Genomic DNA, 21,396 nt, shown 5'->3' on the forward strand with positions numbered 1-21,396 from the left:
TTTTCTCATAGCGATCATCCTTTCTTTGATAACACTATTTTACCATACATCATCTCAAAAATATATAGCAGAAATTTAATTTATTCTATACTAGATTTCTGCACGCAATACTGCAACGTCATGAAAATACGTTTTGAGGAACGGATTACATTCTATTGCGAAAGCGATATGGCATCTCATCCACTCGAGATTCCCCGCCTTCTGATTCAGCCTTTTGTTGAAAATGCAATTAAACACGGAATGGAGCCGGATGGAAGAGCAATTACGATCTGGATCACCTCCAAAGTGATAGAACATACACTTACTTTAACTGTGCAAAATAATGGAATTCCTATCGACCTTTCTGCTCTTCAAGGTTCCGAAAAAGTAGGAATTACTAATGTGGAAAATCGATTAAAAATTTTCCATCCCGATGCAAGATTGGAAATTAATCTCGTCGATGATATTACAACCTTTGCAATATACATTCCACTAAGTACTATAAAAAATGAAATTGACTCATAGCAACACTAGTAGAGAGGAGGAATTTTCAATGAATATCATACTAGCAGATGACGAACGGCTACCACGCCTCGGATTAAAAAGCATGATTGAAGAACTATTTCCCAATCAGCACACGTTTATTGAAATCACAAACGGTGAAGAACTTCTTTTATATGTAGAGCAACAGACTCCCGATGTGATTTTTCTTGATATTCATATGCCTAAATTATCCGGCTTGGAAGCATTTTCACAATTTTATCAAAAAAATATCCCTGTTGTTATGTTAACAGGTTACGCCGAATTTTCTTATGCGAAAGAAGCTCTAAAATACGGAGCAATTGATTATCTCTTAAAACCTGCCGGACTCGAAGAGATTAAGAGAGTTATGATGCAGATCTATCAATTAAAAAAAGATGCACACGCTGTATATCAAAAAAATTATGAACTGGAATGTAAAAAGATCTTGAATTTATTTTTCTCTATCCACTTTATCCAGCAGCCAAAATTTGTAAAACCGCCTTATACGGCAATGCTCTTTTACTTTGATCATGATCCAAACTCATCAAAAAAGAACTACTTTGATTTGTTGTCAACTTCATTGGAAAAATTATCAGATGCCTACTCCTTTCCTTGTAGCTGCAGTTTTCTTCCAAGTGGAGAGCTGCTCTTTCTCAGCAGCGGAAAGATACCTTTAACTTCTTTGAACCACATTCCGGAAGATTTTCGTAATTCCTCTTCTTGCCTGGCAACCGGATTCAGTTGCTATGCTGATTCGATTGAAGAATTATTAAATACAATTACTTACATACAAAAAATGGAAAGTATCCGCCTTTGTACTCATTTAGGAAAATGTATCTTTCTCACAGAACTAAAACAACAAGAATTTTTCCTTCCATTTTCCTCATTGATCGATAAAGCAATTTTCTCTTTACAGCTCAATGACACAATACATCTACAAAAAACACTTTCAGAAATTCAAAATTTAAAAGAAGGAGAATTCTTACTTTCCAAATGTGATACTTCCTTGTCAATCATCTTTCATCGATTATTTCATCACCATGTTTCTACCCACTCGATTTTACAACTAATTGACAGTATCAAACATATGTACAGCCAGGAAAAAGAAACTGATATTATTCAGAAAATCAATCTTTATGTAAATCAAAACTATATGAATCAAATTGGAATCAACACGATTTCAGACTTGCTTGGTATTTCTCCAAACTATTTAAGTAAGACTTATAAATTGAAAACGGGGGAAAACTTTACAGATTATCTTACAAAGATCCGAATGCAAAAAGCAATTGAATTAATCGAATCTGGTTCCTGCAAAACGGTACGGGAAATTGCAGAAAAAGTAGGATATTTTAGCACACGTTACTTCACAAAATTATTCTTAAAAACAACCGGGGTGACACCTTCTGAATATCTCAAACAACATATACCTCTCTAAGATTGCTAATTGCAGTGCAAATTCTAGATTTGCCATATGCTTTTCCTGAATGATTTCTTGCACTTTCTCCCTTTCTATGTTATTCTGTAACTACGGTTTGAAACGCTCCCGAATGCAAAGGCTACTTTGTTTTCGGGAGCGTTTTTTTGTCTAAATTACCATTTATATTTGGGAGGCTATATGAATAAAACTATTTTTAAAGATTTTTCTAAATATGTTTCTTTCAATATTTTAGGGCAGATTGCTTATTCCTGTTATACGCTGGCAGATACTTTCTTCGTATCTGCGGACATTGGCACAAACGGGCTCACTGCACTGAATCTTGCTTTTCCTGTATTTTGTATTATCAGCGGAACTGGACTTATGATTGGTATTGGAGGCAGTTCCCGATTTTCTATCCTGAAAAGCCGTAATGAATCCAACACTGCTGATCAAGTATTTACCAATGGACTTATGCTGGTACTTTTGTTTGCTTCCATTTTCTTTTTTACAGGACTATTTGCTTCCCAGCATCTTGTAACAGTTCTAGGTGCAGACATCCAGGTATTTGAAACAACAAATTGTTATCTGAAGGTTCTCATGCTATTTGCTCCTGCTTTTTTATTAAATCATTTCCTTCAGTGCTTTGTCAGAAATGATGGGAATCCTTCCCTTTCCATGGCAGCTATGATAACCGGAAGTTTTTCCAACATTGTTTTAGACTACATTTTTATTTTCCCTTTTCATATGGGCATTTTCGGGGCTGCCTTTGCAACCGGACTGTCACCAGTGATAAGTATGCTAGTATTGCTTCCATATTTTCTGAAAAAAAAGAATTCTTTTCATTTGACAATTCCGAATCTTGTTCAAATGAAAAGAACTACTGCCAACATTCTTGCAAATGGTATTCCGCCATTTCTGACCGAAGCCGCTTCCGGTGTTGTGATGTTTTTATTTAACTTTATTATTCTGAGAATTTCCGGAAACACAGGCGTCGCAGCATTTAGTGTGATCAGCGTGATTTCGCTTGTGGTAATCTCCCTGTATACCGGTTTATCACAGGGAATACAGCCATTGATCAGCCAGAATCATGGGGCAGGAAATAAGAAAAATGTGCAAACGCTTTTGCGCTATTCCCTCATAACTTCTATCCTTTTATCCATTGTGATATATGGGATTATTTTCTTTCATGCACCCCGTCTCGTTTCTGTTTTTAACAGCGAACAAGATTTGATTTTAGCCAGCTATGCAATCCCCGGCTTAAAACTTTACTTTACCGCCTGCCCGTTTATCGGATTTAACATTGTTCTTTCGACCTATTTTATTTCCATAAACCATCCGCTTCCGGCACAGATCATTTCCATACTCCGCAGCTTTTTTGTTTTAATACCAATGGCATGGATACTCTCTTACTGCTTTGGAATGACCGGTATCTGGCTGGCATATCCCGCAACAGAACTATTTGTATTTCTCTTTGCATTAACGAAGAGGCCGTGATAGCAGAAATCATTTTTTCTTGTCTACGGTCGAATAGCCACCTTAATGACACCTTCTTTTCGATTTTCAAAAATATCATATGCCTGTTCAATCTCTCTTAGTGGAAATGTATGGGTAAGTAACGGTGTCGTATCGATTTTCTTCTGTTCTATTAACCGTAAAATTTCATCACAATCACATCCGTCTACCCCTCCGGTCTTGAACGTGAGATTTTTTCCATACATTTGTGGCAATGGCAAGATTTGTTCTTCTTCATAAAGAGCCACCACAGTCACAATGGCATTTGGTCTGGCTACCTTCCATGCCAGCTCAAAAGTATTCCTTCCTCCCGCTACTTCCAGCACGCGATCAGCTCCACCATGTCTACTGTGTTGTCTGACAAATTCCTCGACATCAGTTTCTTTTGGATTTACTACAAGCACATTCGGATAATGCTCTTTCACAAATGTAATTCTCTCGTGATCCACCTCACACAAAATAATCTTTTCAGGATTCTTCAACATCACACATAAAAGTGTACAGATTCCCGTTGGCCCCCCGCCAATGATGACTACAGTATCCTCGCTTCCAATTTCAGAAATTTTTGTTGCCCAGTATCCGGTAGCCAGGACATCTCCGACAAACAATGCCTCTTCATCCGTAATCGCATCTCCAATCCGATTCAATCCCTGATTGGCATAAGGCACGCGCACATATTCTGCCTGCCCTCCGTCTATCCTGCATCCCAAAGCCCATCCGCCATTTTTATCTGTGCAGTTATTTACATAACCATTTTGGCAGAAAAAGCAATTCCCACAAAAAGTCTCTACATTTACAGCTACACGATCTCCAGGTTTTACTTTGGTCACCTTGCTTCCTACTTCCTCCACAATGCCAACCATCTCATGCCCTACTGTAATTCCCGGTACCGCCCTTGGAACTGCTCCATGTTTGATATGAATATCGCTCGAACAAATACTCGCCAGCGTTACGCGGACGATCGCATCCTCTTCCTCTTGAAGAACCGGCTTCTCTTTTTCTTCCAACATAAATTTTCCATGCTCTTTGTATGTATATGCAAGCATCTTCTTTCCTCCCAATCCTATTCAACACCATTAACATCTATTTTTCTTTCATTTTAACTGACTTTTCCCCATAACTCAAGGACATATACAAAGGGAAAAGACTATTTCCAATCCTACTGGCATTTTTGTCTTATGTGTTTCTAATACCGAGATTCTTTTTGTAAGAAAAAAAGTTTTAAAGCCAACTCTACTTCTGTATGTTTTTCAGGATTTCTTAGGTCTATATCTAATATTTCACATATTTTCTGAAATCGATATTTTACAGAATTATAATGTAAATATAATGCATCTGAAGCAGCTTTCAGGTTCCAACCGCAATTAACAATTGCTTGTATCGTTTCAATAAGATTTGCATGATGTTGAATATCATATTCTCTTAAAGGCTGAATATATTTATCACAAAATTCGATCGCTTCTTTGTTGTATGCAACTGAAAATAAAAGTTTATAAAGTCCAATTTGATCATAAAAAGTAATACGATTAAATTGATGTGTTTGATATACCGCCTGAATAACCTGTCGAGCCTGTTCATAACTATGATGGATATCTATGATATTTTCAATATATGTGCCAACCCCCATAGAAACAGTAAACGGAACCGTAACTTCTAATGCATGTTGAATTTGATGAAACACATTCTTTAATTTTTCTTGTACAACAGAAGATAATTTTTCACCAATTAAAAAACTAATATAATCACTCTGGGAATAATAATGAGCACTTGGAAATGTTGCATGCATATATTGAATGGAAGTATCAAATATATAATTTACATAGTTTTGTAATTGTCGTCCTTCTTTGGAACTTAATTCTTTTAAATAATATTTTTTAAAATTATTGATATCTATAATTACAATAAAACCGCCTGCACTAAAATCCCAACCATATAAATGCGCTCGTGTTTCAATTTCGGTTAAGGTTTTGACATTATTTAAAACAAGATCACCAACAAATGAGGAGCGATATTTTTCCTCAATCATATGATTACTAACCAAAATTTGCATACGGAGAATAATGACAATGCTTGCATATTCAAGAGCAGTATGGTATACATGGGAATCAAAATCTGGATTTGGCTCCAAATCTGTTGTTGGCTCTGATATATTGGAATCCAGAATAATAATAAATCCAAAAAATTGTTTCTTATTGGCAACTTCAATATATTTATAATGTTCTTTAAAATATGTCAAAATTTGTTTATATGACATCGTGTTTAATAAAATAGTGTTTTCGTTTGAAGTATCTGAAAAATACACTTTATGGAAAACCGTATCCACATATGCAGTGGGAACTTTAATTAATGTACTGAGTGTTTGAAGAATTTCTTGTATTCGACAATCGTTGATTGCAAGTTCTAAAAAACTTTTATGTATATTGTTGGCTTTTCGTAGTTGTGCCTCCTGCTTGGAAATGATACTAGAAAGTGTGGGATTGATAATATCAGCAAAAGCATATGATTCTGGACAGTAAATTAATGGGAAATTTTTTTCGTCACAAAGCTTTTTTGCATTTTCAGGAATAACTTTTAAATAACGATCCGTTTTTACAATTAGAGCACTTGCTCCTTTTACAATAATAGAAGTGATAAAATTGCAAAAAGCTTCTTCTGTCTTTTCTAACGCATAGGTAGTTGTAATTACCACTTCATTTCCAGTCAACCATTGAAAACCGTCAGGGGTATCAATTACTGTTACGGTTGAAATTTCGCGATGCACACCATAAAATCCAGAAATTAGTTTTAAATTTTTTAAAGTTGGCGTTATTAATAATTCTGCAACAGTCACAGTAAGGCTCCTTTCATCCATAAAAAGTTAGTTGTATATAACATACAAAATATTGCAATATAATTATATCTTATATACAAAAAAATACAATAACAGCTAATAAAATATGTAATATTTTATATTATAAATACATAGGAAGTTCTTTACTTAATCTGTATACTGTTCCTAGATGAAAACATGAGCCGGCAAATCATGTGACGAAAGGAGAAAATTTATGGATTATGTAGAAATATCAAATTCAATCATTGTGTATGCACTTTGTGGAATCACAGTAGCTATTGCATTTGTGCAAGCCTTTCTCTATATCAGAATGGCAAAAAAAATGACAGTAAAAGCAAATATCCCAAAGGAAGTTCCTAAAACAGCATTTCGTGTAGGGTTAATTTCGGCAATAGGACCAGCATTGGGAGTATTTATTGTAATGGTTGGTTTAATGACTTCTATCGGTGGACCAATGGCATGGCAAAGATTGTCTATTATCGGTGCTGCACCTACAGAACTTACAGCCGCAACGCTTGGAGCTGAAGCTGCAGGCGCAGAACTCGGAGGAATGGGATTTACATTAGAAGTCATGGCTGTCACATGGTTTGTAATGGCTCTCAATGGAGCCGGATGGCTTCTTGTAACAGGTTGCTTTACACCAGCACTCGAAACATTAAGAAATAAGATGAGTGGCGGAGATCCAAAGTGGTTGATTGTTATGAGTGGAGCATGTTCTATTGGAATTTTCGGATATCTTAACGTAAGTGAAATTGCAAAAGGATGGGGAAATGCAGCTGCCGTTGTTGGCGGAGTTGCCGGAATGATGTTGTTGGAAAAATTAGTAGTTCCGAAATTTCCAAAGATTCGAGAGTACAATTTAGGAATTGCTATGCTAATCGGGATGGCATGTGCAGTTATCTATGACATTTCTCTTGGAGCATAGGAGGGGTTAAATATGGAAAATAAAGAATTTATGAAAGAATGGAAACGCAACAGTATTCGAATTGGTACTCCAACAAATATTATAGCTGCTTTTACATCGTTTATTCCGGTAATTTGGTTATGTTTAAAATATGACTGTTGGCCGGATCCTAAAGTAGTATTAGCTGGTTGGGGAATGGTTGCACTTTCATTTGGAGCATTTTATATTGTAGAACCAATTTCTTATTATGCCTCTCTTGGTTTAACAGGAACCTACTTAAGTTTTTTATCAGGAAATATTGGAAATATGCGTGTTCCGTGTGCAACTATGGCATTGGAAACGACAGATAGTGAACCTGGAACTTTACAGGCAGAAGTTGCATCTACAATGGCTATTTGTGGATCAATCATTACAAACTTAATCGCAACAACTGCAGCGGTATTGATTGGTTCTGTAGTTGTATCTGTACTACCAGATATTGTTGTATCCGCGTTAACAAAGTACGCAGCGGCAGCGATTTTTGGAGGAACATTTGGAACATATGCATTAAAATATCCAAAAGTTGCAATTTTTGGAATTGGTCTTGCACTGGCTATGAAATTTTTACTTAGTCCACCAGCTTGGGTTTTAATTGTTGTATCTGTATTTGGCAGTCTTGGATTCGCTCGATTAATGTATGTGAAAGAAAAGAAAAGCGCTTAAGAAGAAAAGAGGATTAGATTATGAATATGTGGAAAGAGTGTAAAAGTTTACAAGAAGAATTAGTTAAAACGAGAAGAGAACTTCATCAAATTCCAGAATTTGGGTTTGATTTACCAAAAACACAGGCATATGTAATCAGGATACTAGAAGAACTAGAAATTCCGTATAAATGTTCTTCGAAAGATAGTGGAATTATTGCCGAAATAAAAGGAGAAAAACCTGGAAAGACAGTGGCTCTTCGTGCGGATATGGATGCATTAAAAATCCAAGAAGAAAATGATGTAGACTATAAATCAATACATGATGGTTTCATGCACGCTTGTGGTCATGACACGCATATAACGATGCTTCTTGGTGCAGCCAAAATTTTGAACCAACATAAAGAAGATCTACAAGGAACAGTCAAACTTTTATTCCAGACTGCCGAAGAATTGGCAAAAGGTTCGCAGGTAATGATTGAAGAAGGGGGGATGGATAATGTAGATGCTGTATTTGGACAACATATAGGTAGTATTATGAATAAGGATATCCCTTCTGGAAAGGTTATTATTGTGCCAGGATGTTGTATGGCCTCTTATGATAGATTTTCAATTAAGGTCAACGGGCATGGTTGTCATGGATCCACACCAGAAAAAGGGATTGATCCAGTCAATATTGCATCGCATATTGTGATAGCCCTTCAAGAAATTATTGCTCGCGAAGTATCAGCAGTAAAACCAGCAGTCATTACTATTGGAATGATTCATGGCGGAGTAGCATATAATGCGATTCCAAGCATTGTAGAAATAGAGGGAACTATTCGTGCTCTTGAGGAACCAGTTAGACAACACTTAGCAAAACGTATAAAAGAAATTTCCGAACAGACAGCAAAGACCTTCGGAGGTGCTGCAGAAGTTGAAATTGACTGGGGTGCACCACCAGTAACAAATGATAATGAGATGGTAGAATTAGCTACAAACGCAGCGAAAGAAGTTGTTGGCGAAACAAATGTCGTAACAGAAATACCGGCACCAAATATGGGGGGAGAAGATTTTGCATATTATTTACAAAAAGCACCAGGAGCATTTTTCTTCTTAAGTTCTTCAAATCCAGAGAAACATACAGATATCCCACATCATAATCCACATTTTAATGTAGATGAAGATGTGCTTTACAAGGGATCTGCTATGTTTGTAAAAATTGTAGAAGATTATTTGAAATAAAACTTAGTAAGGGCAGGATGAAAATATGAGTATACAGATTATTATGTTATATGTATTGATTTTACTTGTGATTATTTATTTATTAATTGTGATTCCGGGAAAAAAGAAAAACAAAAAAATGAGAGAATTGCATGAAGCAATAAAGGTTGGTGATGAAATTGTTACAATGGGTGGAATTATTGCTACAGTAAAGAATCGGGAGAATGATATTCTGACAGTAGAAATTGATTCAGAAAATAATGTCTGTATGAAAATATTGGTTTATTCTGTATCTGTCATACGCTAATTAAAAGCTACAAAATTTATAAACATCCATACGAAAGGAGTGACAAACAATACTATTGTTTTGTGTCACTCCTTTTTAAACTCTAAAATAAAGAATAACTATAACTCTACAACTAGATTCTATAGTTTATTTTCTTCTCACTTACGAGACTTTTCCATCACCAACTGCGAACGCTCCACATAGCAATCAGGAATCCTAGCAGGAACCCGAGATTGACAACTGTAAAATGCAATGTGTATCTTCTTTTTTCTTCCGGATAGGCCGCTATGAGAAAACGATACGAGATCAAACTCGCCATGGATGCGATCATAGTTCCCAATCCTCCAAGGTTTGTTCCGATAATCAATTTCGACCACTGATCTGTAAATCCTGAAAGTAACAGTGCTGCCGGAACATTGCTGATTACCTGCGAAGAAATGACCGCAGTCAATATTTCATTCCCATTCAAAATACTCTTTAGGAAATTACAGAACATAGAAATTCGCCCCATATTTCCAATAAAGATAAAAAATCCTGCAAAAGTAAGAAGAAGAGAATAATCAATCTCTTTAAAAGTTCCACGGTCGATCATAAACACTGCCAAAATTGTCACGAACATTACCACCCAAACAGGAAGCAAATGCGATACGCAAAGAAGACACAACAGAAAAATCATTGCATAAATAGCTATTTTCCACGGATTTTTCACCTTTTCGCTTTCCCGCACCTGTAAATCACCAAGTACAACACATTTTCTCAATAAAATCATTCCAAGCAACATCACTGCTGCAAGTAGTGTGTATGGCAGCATCAATTTAAAAAATGCACTCAATGTCATTCCTGATTTGGAATATAGATAAAGGTTCTGTGGATTCCCAATTGGGGTAAACATACTTCCTAAATTTGCCGCAACTGTCTGCATGACAACTACTGGAACAATGCGCTTTCTCATATCTGCCATCTCCAACACCTGTATTGCAAATGGCACAAATGTGATTAAAGCTACATCATTTGTGATCAACATACTAAACACAAAACATAAAAACACAAGAATCAGTTCCATCTGCCGACTATTCTTCACAACTGTGATCAATCTTCCAGCTGCCTGTCCAAATACTCCTTCCCGGCTCAGGCCTGCCATGACTGCCATCAGACAAAATAGTAACCCTAGTGTATGAAAATCAATATAGTTCAAATATTCCATATCTGGCGGCACAACAAACGATGAGATTCCTGCCAGTATCCATGCGATCATCAAAATCTTATTCATTTTCTCTTCTCCTTATTGCATTGCATGGGCATAATCCGCAACGATTACAAACATCAAAAATATAACAACAAAAACCACGTTAACTCTCTCGTAAATGTATTTCTACTTTAATCTAGTAGTTCAACTGAACATATTTCTAAAATTTTTACTTAGATACATCCACCAAATCATTTAATCAATCACCCTTTTTATAACTCTTTGATTATTGTAATACCACATGTACACCACTTTATCATATTCATTGATTTCAATAACACTATTTGGCTTTTGTCTTTCCACTTCTAATATGTACATTTCTTTTTCATATGCAAAGTTTCATTTTCTTTTCATTATACTACATTAATTGCCTGAACGGCAATTTCAATCTTTCTTATTTTTGATTGCAAAAACAACCATATGACTTCATCATTAAAGTCATATGGTTGTACACGTTTTTCACTATTTATAGTCTTTCTTACTTAGGTATCTATAAAACCGTATTCTCTTTCCTCATTTGCTGATTGGATATTTTCCTTTATGCTTTTCAGAACTGTTTTCCACCAATTCCAGTTCTGCATACTTCTACATCTGTTTCGCTGAAAACTCAATATATGATCTATTTGTCTACCATAATTCTTTCAATTTCCTTACGCTCTGGCATTGCCAAAATCGCCCCCTTTTTTGTTGTAACAATTGCAGCTGCTGCGTTTGCAAATACTAAAAGTTCTCCTAATTGTGCTTCTGTCAGTTCATAAAAATCATGTTCTAAAATGTAATTTAGTGCACTTCCTCCAAATGTATCTCCAGCCCCTGTTGTTTCTATCGTCTCCACAGAAAATCCACTACGCTCTACGCGCATTCCTTTATAATAAGCACGACTCCCTTCTTTTCCCATTGTCAAAAGAATCAGCGGAATATGATACTTTTCCTGCAAATATTGAATTCCTTCATCGTAATCTTCTTTTCCAGATACAAATTGTATTTCATTATCTGATATTTTCAAAATGTCGCATTGAGAGAATCCATACTCCATCTGTTCTTTTGCCAATTCTAATGAGCTCCACAACGGCTCTCGTAAATTTGGGTCAAATGAAATTAACGCTCCACTCTGCTTTGCTGACTTCACTGCTTTCTTTGTCGCTGCCCGAACTTCGTCCTGTGTCATAGACAATGTCCCAAAATGGAAGATTTTCGCCTGTGAAATGAAATCCGCATCAATTTCATCCTCTTTCAACATCATATCTGCTCCTGGATTACGATAAAAAGAAAATTCACGGTCTCCATCTGCTAGTGTATGAACAAATGCAAGTGTTGTATTTACTTCATTATCTGTAAAAAGATTTGATGTATCAATTCCAACCTCAATCAATGTCTTACGAAGTAATATACCGAATTGATCGTTTCCCACCTTGCCTATAAATGCTGTTTTCTTTCCCAGCTTATTTAACATTGCAAGCACATTGCATGGGGCTCCGCCGGGGCACGCCTCAAATATATTATTTCCCTGCTCGCTTTGTCCATTCATTGTAAAATCTATCAACAATTCTCCTAACGCAATTACATCATATTTTTTCATCAATACACCTCTATTTCTTAGCTTCCTCTAATATAAAAGATTGAACTCCTATTTCTTATCACTCACACCCTAAGAAATAGAAGTCCCCTCCTTTAATTTAAAATACTTTTTTTAATTTCCAAGTTTCCACTTTATCTAACTTCACTTGACCGCCACATACCGTAATCATATTGTTTACATCATCATCTAGAGAGAAAATATTACATGTAATATTATTTCGATATTCATCGCTAAACAATTCAATATTACTGCGGTCGGAATAGATATGAACATCTAACTCTTCTTTTCCCTGTAATTGTAACGGGCATCTCGCAATTCCTTTACTCCATCCATCAGACATATTTCTATCGAATCTAATTTCTGAATTTTCAAAATCATACACGACTTCTGTTTTATGTTCTTCTGTTTGGCGCAAAATTAACTTCAATTGTTTTGCTGTAGTATCCTTCAGATTAATCTTTATCTTCATCTCGAAGATTGCATCATTACATACCACTTTCGTTTCATTATCATGTAACCAGACATCGGAAAACTCTGTTTTTTCTTCCCGTAATGCCTCTAATTCTTGTACCGGAACAAATTGTAATGTATTATCTTCTCGCAGTTTCACTTCTCTTGGAAGATTAAAGAATCCACACCATCCTTCTCTATAAGTCGGACCCCAATCCTTCCAGAACGGCATCCAATCCCAGCAATTTCCCCAGCCGACAATTAATCTGCGTCCATCCGGCGCTTTAAATGACTGTGGTGCATAATAATCAAATCCCCAATCAATTTCTCCTGAAATGTTATAACAAAACTTGCCTGTATTATAGTCAAAATCACCTACTAAATATACAGAAGTACGTTCTCCCCCACCCATTGGTGAAAACATAAGCACATACTTGTCACCCAATGGATAGAAATCCGGGCATTCCCACATAAATCCCCATTCTCCACGACTTTCTGCAAGAACATTCACAAATTCCCAGTCAAACATATTTGAAGATTTATACAATAATGCCTGTGCTCGATTATTTCTGCTTGCTCCGCACACCATATAGAATGTTCCATCATGTTCCCACACTTTCGGATCTCGGAACTGATCCGGTGAAACACCTTCCGGTGCTGTAATCACAGGGTTCCCTGCATATTTTTCAAAATGAATCCCATCTTCACTATATGCGATACACTGTGTCTGTTCAAATCCATTTCCATTATTTGTTGTTCCTGTATATGCAATAAAAAGTTTATCGTTATATGCAACAGCGCTTCCTGAGAAACATCCACCCTTTAAATGATTGTCATAAACTTCACTCGGTGCAAGCGCTACCGGCAGATATTCCCAATGGACAAGATCGTCACTAATGGCATGTCCCCAGTGCATCATTCCCCAAAAACCTTCATATGGATAAAACTGATAAAAGAAATGATATTTTCCTTTAAAATAAATCAATCCATTGGGATCGTTCAGCCATCCAACTTGCGGCATAAAATGAAAATGTTGTCTCATTTTTCCATGACTGACATTCTCCGCATTTTTTTCTATTTCTTGCTGAGCTTTCTCAATATTTATTTGCATTAATTCTTTTGACATAATGCGCCTCCGATTACCCTCTTCTACTACTTATATTCATCACGTAATTTTTTTGCAAATTCCGTATTTAATTTAGATTCTCTACGTGCTTTTTCTTCTTTGATTCTAAATTGTTCCTGACGTGCTGGCTCGTATACATCCCAACGTTTCGCATAATTTTCTCTTGCTGCTTTCATTTCCTCAGACAACTCAGGCATCTTTAGATTTCTTTCCGGAAGTACCGGTACATTAGGCAAACGTTCTTCAACCGGAAGAATTGTTAATGGTTTTGCTGTTGGTAATGTCTGATACCAATATGCAGTTGAACTCCAGTCATCAGACAAATGATTTGCATGACCATGTTCGATTGTTACACGCAAACTCTTCTCAAATCTCACCGGATCTGTAATATGGAAACGGTAAGATACTTGGAATCCATCGGTATCGCCTTCATGAACAATTGTTCCAAAGAACGGAAATGCGTTTCGCTGCATTCCCCACGCATGGTTGAAATAATCCTCTGTTCCTGTACCATTCAAACTTGGATACTCTTCTCCATCAATAAAAAACATATCATTTCCTTCGCCCCACCAGCTTCCTTGATAATGTTTCACTGTCAAGTTACATCCTACATAATGTCCAGTTCCTTCAACATCTAATACGGTATAATTTCCTTCTCCTTTAAAATTGGTTACATTATTTACTTCTGGAGAGTTTACCTGAATATCCGGTCCCCATCCATCACATGGATTTTCTCTATGCCAGCTAGCATGAAAATATGCTGTCTTTTCATCCAATGGCTCTTTATACATTTCATAATCAATATTAAAATAAAGAATAAATGGAAGTTCATTTTCATTAATAATTTCAATTTTTGCCTTCTTATTAAATGGCATTGGGAAGTAACATGAAACTGAGCAAGGAGCTCCATATCTTCCTGCTTCTTCCGGTTTGAGAGATACATTAAATGGCAACGAACTAAAGTTACCTGGATAGCAGTTTCCAATACAGAAGAAATCACCAAACGGAGCTAATACACTCGGTGTTTCCTGATCGTCCCATGTAATCTTGATCAATGCTTTTCTATAATAAAATGGATCATAGTCATCCCAAATCACTCCCAAAGCCGGATGGATTTCCATTACCGGTGCTGCCGATGCATTCTGTACAGGATCAAGAATACTTGGCGCCTTTACTTTTCTGCAAGATGATGTCATCCAGATATGAGTGATACATCCAGGGCCCTCAATTTCACCCAATGTAATACTCTCTTTTGCTGGAATTTCCCAATAATCCTGATTTTTCCCTCTTTGATCCCAACTTGCGAGACGCCCATTTCTAGCTTCTTTTACTGTTGTTAAATCTTTAAATAATCCTGATACTTTACTCATATTCTTATCATCCTTTCATTTTTATATTTTTTATTAACCTTTTACAGCTCCCGCTGTCATACCTTCTACAATGTTTTTCTGGAATATTCCATAGAAAATCAATTCTGGTATGATGATCATTATACTAGATGCTACTATTCCGCCATAATCTACTGTGTAATTTCCCTTAAAGAAAGATGCTCCCATGGAAAGTGTATAATCGGAAACATCTCGCAGCATAACAGATGCAAACGGAAATTCATTCCAAATATATAAAACATTAAAGATTACAATCGTAGCAATAACCGGTTTAGTCATAGGTAAAATAACTTTCAACATCAAATTCCAAATATTACATCCATCAATTACAGCTGCTTCATCAATCTCCGTCGGCAAAGATTTTAAATAACCCACAAGCAATAACGTATTAAAAGAGATCGATGTTGCTATATATGGAAAAATCAATGCTAATTTTCCTCGAAGACCCATCGCCACATTTATTTTATAAACCGGAAACAGTAAAATAAATGGTGAAATTGAAAGCCCCATAATTAAAAATTCATAAATAAACTTCGGAATTTTTTTATTCTGAAATACCATTCTTGACAATACAAAAGAACTCAAAAATGTAATAATTACTTCTACCACAACAGAAATAATGCATACAAAAAATGTATTACTGTACAATCTTAAATAGTCTAATGTTTCTAATGCATTCTTATAATTATCAAAATTCAGGCTTTTCGGCAATGATAATGGAGAGGACATGATTTCTGAATTTGTTTTTAATGAAAGTATCACCATCCAGATAAACGGAAATACAACTAATAATGTAATTAAAATCATCCCAATATACATTGTAGTCTTTTTCTTGTTATTAACCATATCCCATTTACCTCTCTTTCTCTCTTGTCAAAAAAGAATATACTCCTGTAATAATCAATGATAGTAAGAACGTAACTGTCGCAAGAGACATACCATATCCATAATCGCTACTTGTAAAAGTCATTGAATAACTATAAGTCACCAATGTTTCAGATAAATGATTCGGACCTCCGCCTGTTGTTTGCTGAACAATTTCAAAAATTTTAAATACTCCGGTAATAATCAACACAGCAACTGTCGAAATGGTTGATTTCATCATTGGAATAATGACATATCTTACTTCTTGAAAACCAGTCGCTCCATCAATTTTCACTGCTTCCAATACGTCATTTGGTATCATTTTCAATCCCGCTATAAATATGGTCACAAGATATCCTAGTTGCTGCCAAAAATAAATAATAGCGATACTATATGGTGACCAAAATTCTCCACCTATCCATTTTTGTTTCAATCCAGATGCTCCCAATGCGTCTAAAATATTATTGATAATACCAATATTGGGATCCAAAATATATACCCAGATAATTCCAACAATAATTGGAGCTATGATAGCTGGTGAGAAAATCAAGGCTTTACTTACATCAACAGCTCTTAGATGATGATTCAATAATAATGCGATTAAAAAAGATAATGTCAGTAATAATACAAATGCGAGAACAAAAATAATCATTGTATTTTTAAAAGATATCCAAAATAATTTATCTTTAAATAATCGAACATAATTTGCAATTCCTAAAAACTTTGCTTTTCCAATTCCTGAATATCGTGTAAAGCTATAACCCACCGCTATGATAATTGGTAGAACGATAAACACACTGTACACAAGTAAAGTAGGAATCAACAATCCTATTTTATATCTCTTTTTACTTAACCAATACATAGCATACACCCCTATCTAAAATCTACTATTTTGAATTTTCTAATGCTTCATCCATTAAATCCAAAGCTTCTTCTGGTGTATATGTTTCTTGCATAACACCAAACAAGGAATTATATAATGCTTCCTGTACTGCTGATGTTACGGTTAAATCTGGTGCTGTGCTTGGACTATCCCAACCAGATGCCAGAGTATCTAACATTGCGTTCATTGCATACTGTGTATCTGTTGCACTCATTCCTTCGTAATTGGTTGCCGGGAAAATAGATCCCTCATATGAAAGTTCTGCAGCTTCTTTGCTGTAGTAGAATTTTAAAAATTCAAATACCGCTTCCTGAACCTCTTCATCCTCTGCTACTTCTGCATTTACAACAATCGGTGCTGATGGAACTTTCATTGCAACTTCTTGATCATAATCTGAATCTGTGAATGTTGGTCCCCACCAGAAACCAATTTTTTCTCCAATGTTTTTATCGAATTCTGCGCAATCCCACTGTCCTGTTCCAAACATTGCAGCCTTTCCTTCATTAAACAGCTGTTTTGCATCAAAATACTCGATTGTTGCCATATTTTCTGGAAAAGCTCCTGCTTCAGCAAGTCCTTTCAATTTTTCAAAACAAGTAACTAAATCTTCATTATTGAATTTTTTATCACCTGCTAAAATACTATCAATATTTTCTTCCCATCCGTATCTTGCCAGTGTTTCATTAAATTCCCACATTGCAAATCCACTGTTTTTACTTCCTATTGAAAGAGGTGTAATTCCGTTTTCTTTAAATTTTGCAAGCATACCAAGCATATCTTCATACGTTGTTTCATCGGTTGGATATGCAACTCCGACCTTATCAAATAACTCTTTGTTATAAAAAATTCCTTGTACATTACACTGATATGGCAATCCATATTGACCATTATCATCTGTAAATGCACTTTCCATACCACCCAATGCAGCTTTAATTTCTGTATTTTCATTTAAGAAATCATTTAAATCAAGAAGAACTCCTGCGTTGCTATATTTCGGTGCCTCACTTGCATCTAACCAAAAAATTTCTGGCAATGTATTATCTGAAGCAGCTAACTTCATATTTTTAGAGTGGGATTCTGTATCAGCCGCTTGAAATTCCACTTTATATTTTCCTGCATTTTTTTCATTAAATGCCTGAACAATATTATAAGTAACTGACTCCTGCTCTTTGGGATTCGCTACATGAATTCCAAAATTAATTACCACTTCTCCCCCATCGCCCTCTTTACTACTCTCTTTCCCAGAAGATCCACAACCAGACAACGTTCCAACTACCACCATACTCACCATTGCAACTGAACACCATTTTTTCAATCTCTTAGAATTCATAATTTAACCTCCATTCCCTTTTATGGAACCCATTCCACATATTGCAAAAAAAATATCATTACTATTTTTCTGACGAAGAGTGGAACCCGTTCCACACTTCATCAAAAAAATAAGTAAATCCAGCTGTGCACTTGCTGATTAACTTAATTAAATAATAACACCTGTACTTAAAATGTCAACGGAAAATACAATCTTTTTATCATTTTTGTATATTTTTACAAATATATATTTTAATATTTATTTACTTTTCACAAATTTCTTGTTGTATTTCCAACTTTCAATTCTGCATCCAAGAGAACTTTTTTGTTCCTATATGTTTTCCCATTAACTAGTCTTGAAATTAATCTTGCAGATTGTTTTGCTAGTTGATCAATAGGCTGTGCAATTACTGTAAGTCTAGGTTCTGTCAAACCAGTCACAAAGGTTCCATCATAAGCTACTATTTTAATTTCATCTGGAACTGCTATATTTCTTCTCCTGGCTTCATTTAAAAATCGGATTGCAATCTGATCAACGCCAAAAACTCCGTCTACATCTAATTTACTTGAAAACACATCTTTCATTACCTTTTCATAATAATCTGCATCAAAACGGTTCCATTCTAATTCATAATTATGCACTTCTACACCACTTTTTTTCATCATCTTTGCAAACTCAGTATGACGATCCAAATATGGTGATTCAATTGCTTTTGATCCACAGAACTGTAAAACTGATTTACATCCACAATTTAACAACTCTTCTGCAGCTAATTTTCCACCTTTTTTATGATTTACAGCAACTACCGGAATATCTTCTCCTAAAAATCGATCTAATGCTACAATCGGTTTGTGAATCTTCTTATAAACCTCTACATCCAAAGAATGTACTCCTGTAATTACCCCATCCACTATATGTCTGTTTAACATATCTAGATATTCTAATTCTGCATTACCCTCTTTCACAGTATTACACAGCATTGTTTTATATCCATAAGTATAAAGCTCAGATTCAATACACTCTACGAATTCTGCGAAAAATGGATTAGCAACACTCGGCACAAGAACTGCTATAATTCCTGTTTTTTTATGAAATAAATTACGAGCCAACTCATTCGGGATATAATTTAACTCCTCCATTGCATTTTCTATTTTTTCTCTTGTTTCTTCAGATACATATCCACTATTATTTAAGACCCTAGAAACAGTAGCTGAACCAACATTTGCTTTTTTAGCAACATCTCTAATGCTAGCCATACTTTCTTACCTCCTCTCTTTATTTTTGATCATTTTATATTTCATATAGATACAGAACCACAAGCCTACTTTCTATCAGATGGTGTATGCTAGATTACACTTAAAACGATATATCATCCTTCGATCAAACGGTTCTTTGATATTTATCATAACATATTAGTTGCTTGTTTTGGCACATATTTTTTTAACTTTTCAAAAAATGTATACACTAAAACGATTATCATCTCCATTTATAATAATCACCATTTTCCCATAACTGTCTAAGATAATACATAATATCACCAAAGTTCCTTATATCTTTAACCGAACACGTTCCAATAGAAGTTATGGATAATCTTCATTGACATGTCAATAATAATCGCTCCATTCTAATTCTACACAAGTACATCGCTTACTTAACAAAAACTTTTGATTTGTTTTAATAACACAAATACTGTTTCCTTCAGACATAATAGAATTTGCCTAAAGTCTATAGATCACTGTACTTTCCGTATCTGGCATAAGGATAAGGAATATAGATACTTAAAGTTTCTTTCTAAAAAACATAACTCTTATTAGGAACATATCATTCTCTATCTTAGCAATTATCGTTCCGTCCATTCGCTCTACCAAACTTTTTGCAATTGAAAGACCAAGCCCTGTAGTATTACTTGTTCGTGCTGTATCGGCTTTATAGAATTTTGAAAAAATCTTCTTAATATCAATGTCCCCTGGATTTTCCAAATCATTTTCACATAGAAAAATTATGTCATTATTCTCACTGAAAAGCTTCATTCTGATCTTTTGACTGCCATGCACTAATGCATTTTTTATAATATTCTGCAATATTCTTCTAATTGCTTCCGTATTTCCCTCTATCAGAATATTCTCCTCACAAAAATCAATCTCAGGTTCCAGGCCTTTTGTCTGAAATTCATCATAAAACGAAAATACTGTGTCATACACACATTTACCAAAATCAACTGTTTCCATCTTCAACTCATACTGTTCATTCTGAAGTTTTGTATATGTAAATAATTCTTCCAATATATCCTTTAAACTTGAAATTCTGCTTTGGATCACTTCTATGTAATGTCGCTGCTCTTCTTCTGAATCACTTTGTGCCAGCAATTGAAAGTATCCATCAAGAGATGTCAGCGGTGTTCGAATATCATGAGAAAGATTTGTAATTGTCTCCTTCAAATGTTCTTCATTTTTCCGTGCATTGTTCTTAATCTCTTGCGACATGTCAAGTACTTGATTGATACTGTCCACAAGCTTTTCGAATTGTTTAAAAGGAACCGTTACCGTAAGGCGAAGATTTGTCTGATTTTCTTTTAGAAACTCAAGTTGGCGGCAGATATTCTTTACCTGTCGCCTGTACATTAGCAGTATAAATATTAATCCAACAGCCAACACTGTTGATAAAACAGCCCATAGAATCATATAAAACCTCTATCGAATATCTCGTTTTTTTACAATTATCGTAGAAATGAATAAAGATACAATTGCAAATGCTACTCCAACAGCAACACCTCTTACCATAACTTCTGATGTGCTATCATACAATAACATCGTAATGTTACCATCAAGTATATACTTGTTAAGATCAAATTCAAGTCCTGTTTTCACTCCATTAATTGCTTTATTTATTAGTGAATAAACAGGCACTGCAAGTCCAGAGCACAAAAGAATCCCACTGGTCATACTAAACGCAGTACTATAAGTGAGAATACAAAGTAACATCATTACTGCAGCAATTCCTAAATGAAGCAAGTATTGTACCCCTAAATACTGAAACAGTTCTGTTATACTTCCTAAATAGAAATCACTTCCCCACATTACGTACCCACTTGCAACTATCGATATTGTAAATACAACAACCATCACTAGTATAGAATAAATTAAATTTCTGCTATATATTTTTGAGATGATGTATGGTAAAATAGTGTTATCAAAGAAAGGATGATCGCTATGAGAAAA

Annotated in this window: 18 protein-coding genes and 1 pseudogene; 7 read left to right on the top strand and 12 right to left on the bottom strand. The window is 35.2% G+C overall.

The window, feature by feature from the left end:
- The 3 genes from EDD74_RS14130 to EDD74_RS14140 all read left to right on the top strand — a co-directional run.
- Nucleotides 1–504 (top strand): LytS family sensor histidine kinase (locus EDD74_RS14130; RefSeq protein ID WP_330572477.1); only part of this gene is annotated, 504 nt, incomplete at its 5' end.
- On the top strand, nt 488–1,936 hold the full coding sequence (locus EDD74_RS14135) for a response regulator transcription factor (protein WP_243116180.1): 1,449 nt from the start codon (nt 488–490) through the stop codon (nt 1,934–1,936). The genes EDD74_RS14130 and EDD74_RS14135, both read left to right, overlap by 17 nt.
- Before the next feature lie 180 nt (nt 1,937–2,116).
- The gene (locus EDD74_RS14140; RefSeq protein WP_116441505.1) at nt 2,117–3,412 is read left to right on the top strand and encodes an MATE family efflux transporter; all 1,296 of its coding nucleotides are present in this window, start codon (nt 2,117–2,119) and stop codon (nt 3,410–3,412) included.
- A 23-nt stretch (nt 3,413–3,435) separates the two neighbouring features.
- Here the strand turns inward: EDD74_RS14140 and EDD74_RS14145 are convergent, their stop codons facing one another.
- Together EDD74_RS14145 and EDD74_RS14150 are read right to left on the bottom strand one after the other, a co-directional pair.
- Nucleotides 3,436–4,476, bottom strand: a complete 1,041-nt coding sequence (locus tag EDD74_RS14145; protein WP_116441506.1) for an alcohol dehydrogenase — start codon at nt 4,474–4,476, stop codon at nt 3,436–3,438.
- A 140-nt stretch (nt 4,477–4,616) separates the two neighbouring features.
- On the bottom strand, nt 4,617–6,260 hold the full coding sequence (locus EDD74_RS14150) for a PucR family transcriptional regulator (protein ID WP_116441507.1): 1,644 nt from the start codon (nt 6,258–6,260) through the stop codon (nt 4,617–4,619).
- A gap of 214 nt (nt 6,261–6,474) precedes the next feature.
- Here EDD74_RS14150 and EDD74_RS14155 point away from each other — a divergent pair, with 214 nt between their 5' ends.
- The 4 genes from EDD74_RS14155 to yajC are packed head-to-tail and all read left to right on the top strand — an operon-like array spanning nt 6,475 to nt 9,354.
- Nucleotides 6,475–7,185, top strand: a complete 711-nt coding sequence (locus tag EDD74_RS14155) for a DUF5058 family protein (RefSeq protein ID WP_009263205.1) — start codon at nt 6,475–6,477, stop codon at nt 7,183–7,185.
- Nucleotides 7,186–7,197: 12 nt separating this feature from the next.
- A complete protein-coding gene (locus EDD74_RS14160; protein ID WP_116441508.1) occupies nt 7,198–7,866 on the top strand; it encodes a hypothetical protein in 669 nt (222 codons plus the stop codon).
- 26 nt (nt 7,867–7,892) lie between these two features.
- Entirely contained in the window at nt 7,893–9,068 is a 1,176-nt protein-coding gene (locus EDD74_RS14165) for a M20 metallopeptidase family protein (protein ID WP_116441603.1), read from the top strand.
- Nucleotides 9,069–9,093: 25 nt separating this feature from the next.
- Nucleotides 9,094–9,354, top strand: coding sequence for a preprotein translocase subunit YajC (yajC, locus tag EDD74_RS14170; protein ID WP_116441509.1), 261 nt, complete (start codon nt 9,094–9,096; stop codon nt 9,352–9,354).
- 157 nt (nt 9,355–9,511) lie between these two features.
- Here yajC and EDD74_RS14175 read toward each other — a convergent pair whose 3' ends face one another.
- The 10 genes and pseudogenes from EDD74_RS14175 to EDD74_RS14220 all read right to left on the bottom strand — a co-directional run.
- Nucleotides 9,512–10,603 carry an SLC13 family permease gene (locus tag EDD74_RS14175; RefSeq protein ID WP_116441510.1) on the bottom strand — a complete coding sequence of 364 codons (1,092 nt, stop codon included), beginning with the start codon at nt 10,601–10,603 and terminating at the stop codon, nt 9,512–9,514.
- A 595-nt stretch (nt 10,604–11,198) separates the two neighbouring features.
- Nucleotides 11,199–12,158: a carbohydrate kinase family protein gene (locus EDD74_RS14180; protein WP_330409971.1), complete on the bottom strand. Its 960-nt coding sequence runs from the start codon at nt 12,156–12,158 to the stop codon at nt 11,199–11,201.
- 97 nt (nt 12,159–12,255) lie between these two features.
- Nucleotides 12,256–13,734, bottom strand: coding sequence for a glycoside hydrolase family 32 protein (locus EDD74_RS14185; protein ID WP_116441512.1), 1,479 nt, complete (start codon nt 13,732–13,734; stop codon nt 12,256–12,258).
- Between the two features lie 26 nt (nt 13,735–13,760).
- Nucleotides 13,761–15,104, bottom strand: coding sequence for a glycoside hydrolase family 172 protein (locus EDD74_RS14190; RefSeq protein ID WP_116441513.1), 1,344 nt, complete (start codon nt 15,102–15,104; stop codon nt 13,761–13,763).
- 33 nt (nt 15,105–15,137) lie between these two features.
- Nucleotides 15,138–15,968, bottom strand: a complete 831-nt coding sequence (locus tag EDD74_RS14195; RefSeq protein ID WP_116441514.1) for a carbohydrate ABC transporter permease — start codon at nt 15,966–15,968, stop codon at nt 15,138–15,140.
- A 7-nt stretch (nt 15,969–15,975) separates the two neighbouring features.
- Entirely contained in the window at nt 15,976–16,848 is an 873-nt protein-coding gene (locus tag EDD74_RS14200; RefSeq protein WP_116441515.1) for a carbohydrate ABC transporter permease, read from the bottom strand.
- A gap of 25 nt (nt 16,849–16,873) precedes the next feature.
- Nucleotides 16,874–18,199, bottom strand: a complete 1,326-nt coding sequence (locus EDD74_RS14205; protein WP_116441516.1) for an ABC transporter substrate-binding protein — start codon at nt 18,197–18,199, stop codon at nt 16,874–16,876.
- 248 nt (nt 18,200–18,447) lie between these two features.
- Entirely contained in the window at nt 18,448–19,434 is a 987-nt protein-coding gene (locus EDD74_RS14210) for a LacI family DNA-binding transcriptional regulator (protein ID WP_116441517.1), read from the bottom strand.
- A 522-nt stretch (nt 19,435–19,956) separates the two neighbouring features.
- Complete coding sequence (locus tag EDD74_RS14215; RefSeq protein WP_116441518.1) at nt 19,957–20,859, bottom strand: sensor histidine kinase; 903 nt, start codon at nt 20,857–20,859, stop codon at nt 19,957–19,959.
- A 9-nt stretch (nt 20,860–20,868) separates the two neighbouring features.
- Nucleotides 20,869–21,396 (bottom strand): annotated as a pseudogene (locus EDD74_RS14220) (hypothetical protein); the annotation flags it as partial.

The sequence above is a fragment of the Faecalimonas umbilicata genome, assembly GCF_004346095.1.
GTDB classification, from domain to species: Bacteria; Bacillota; Clostridia; order Lachnospirales; family Lachnospiraceae; genus Faecalimonas; species Faecalimonas umbilicata.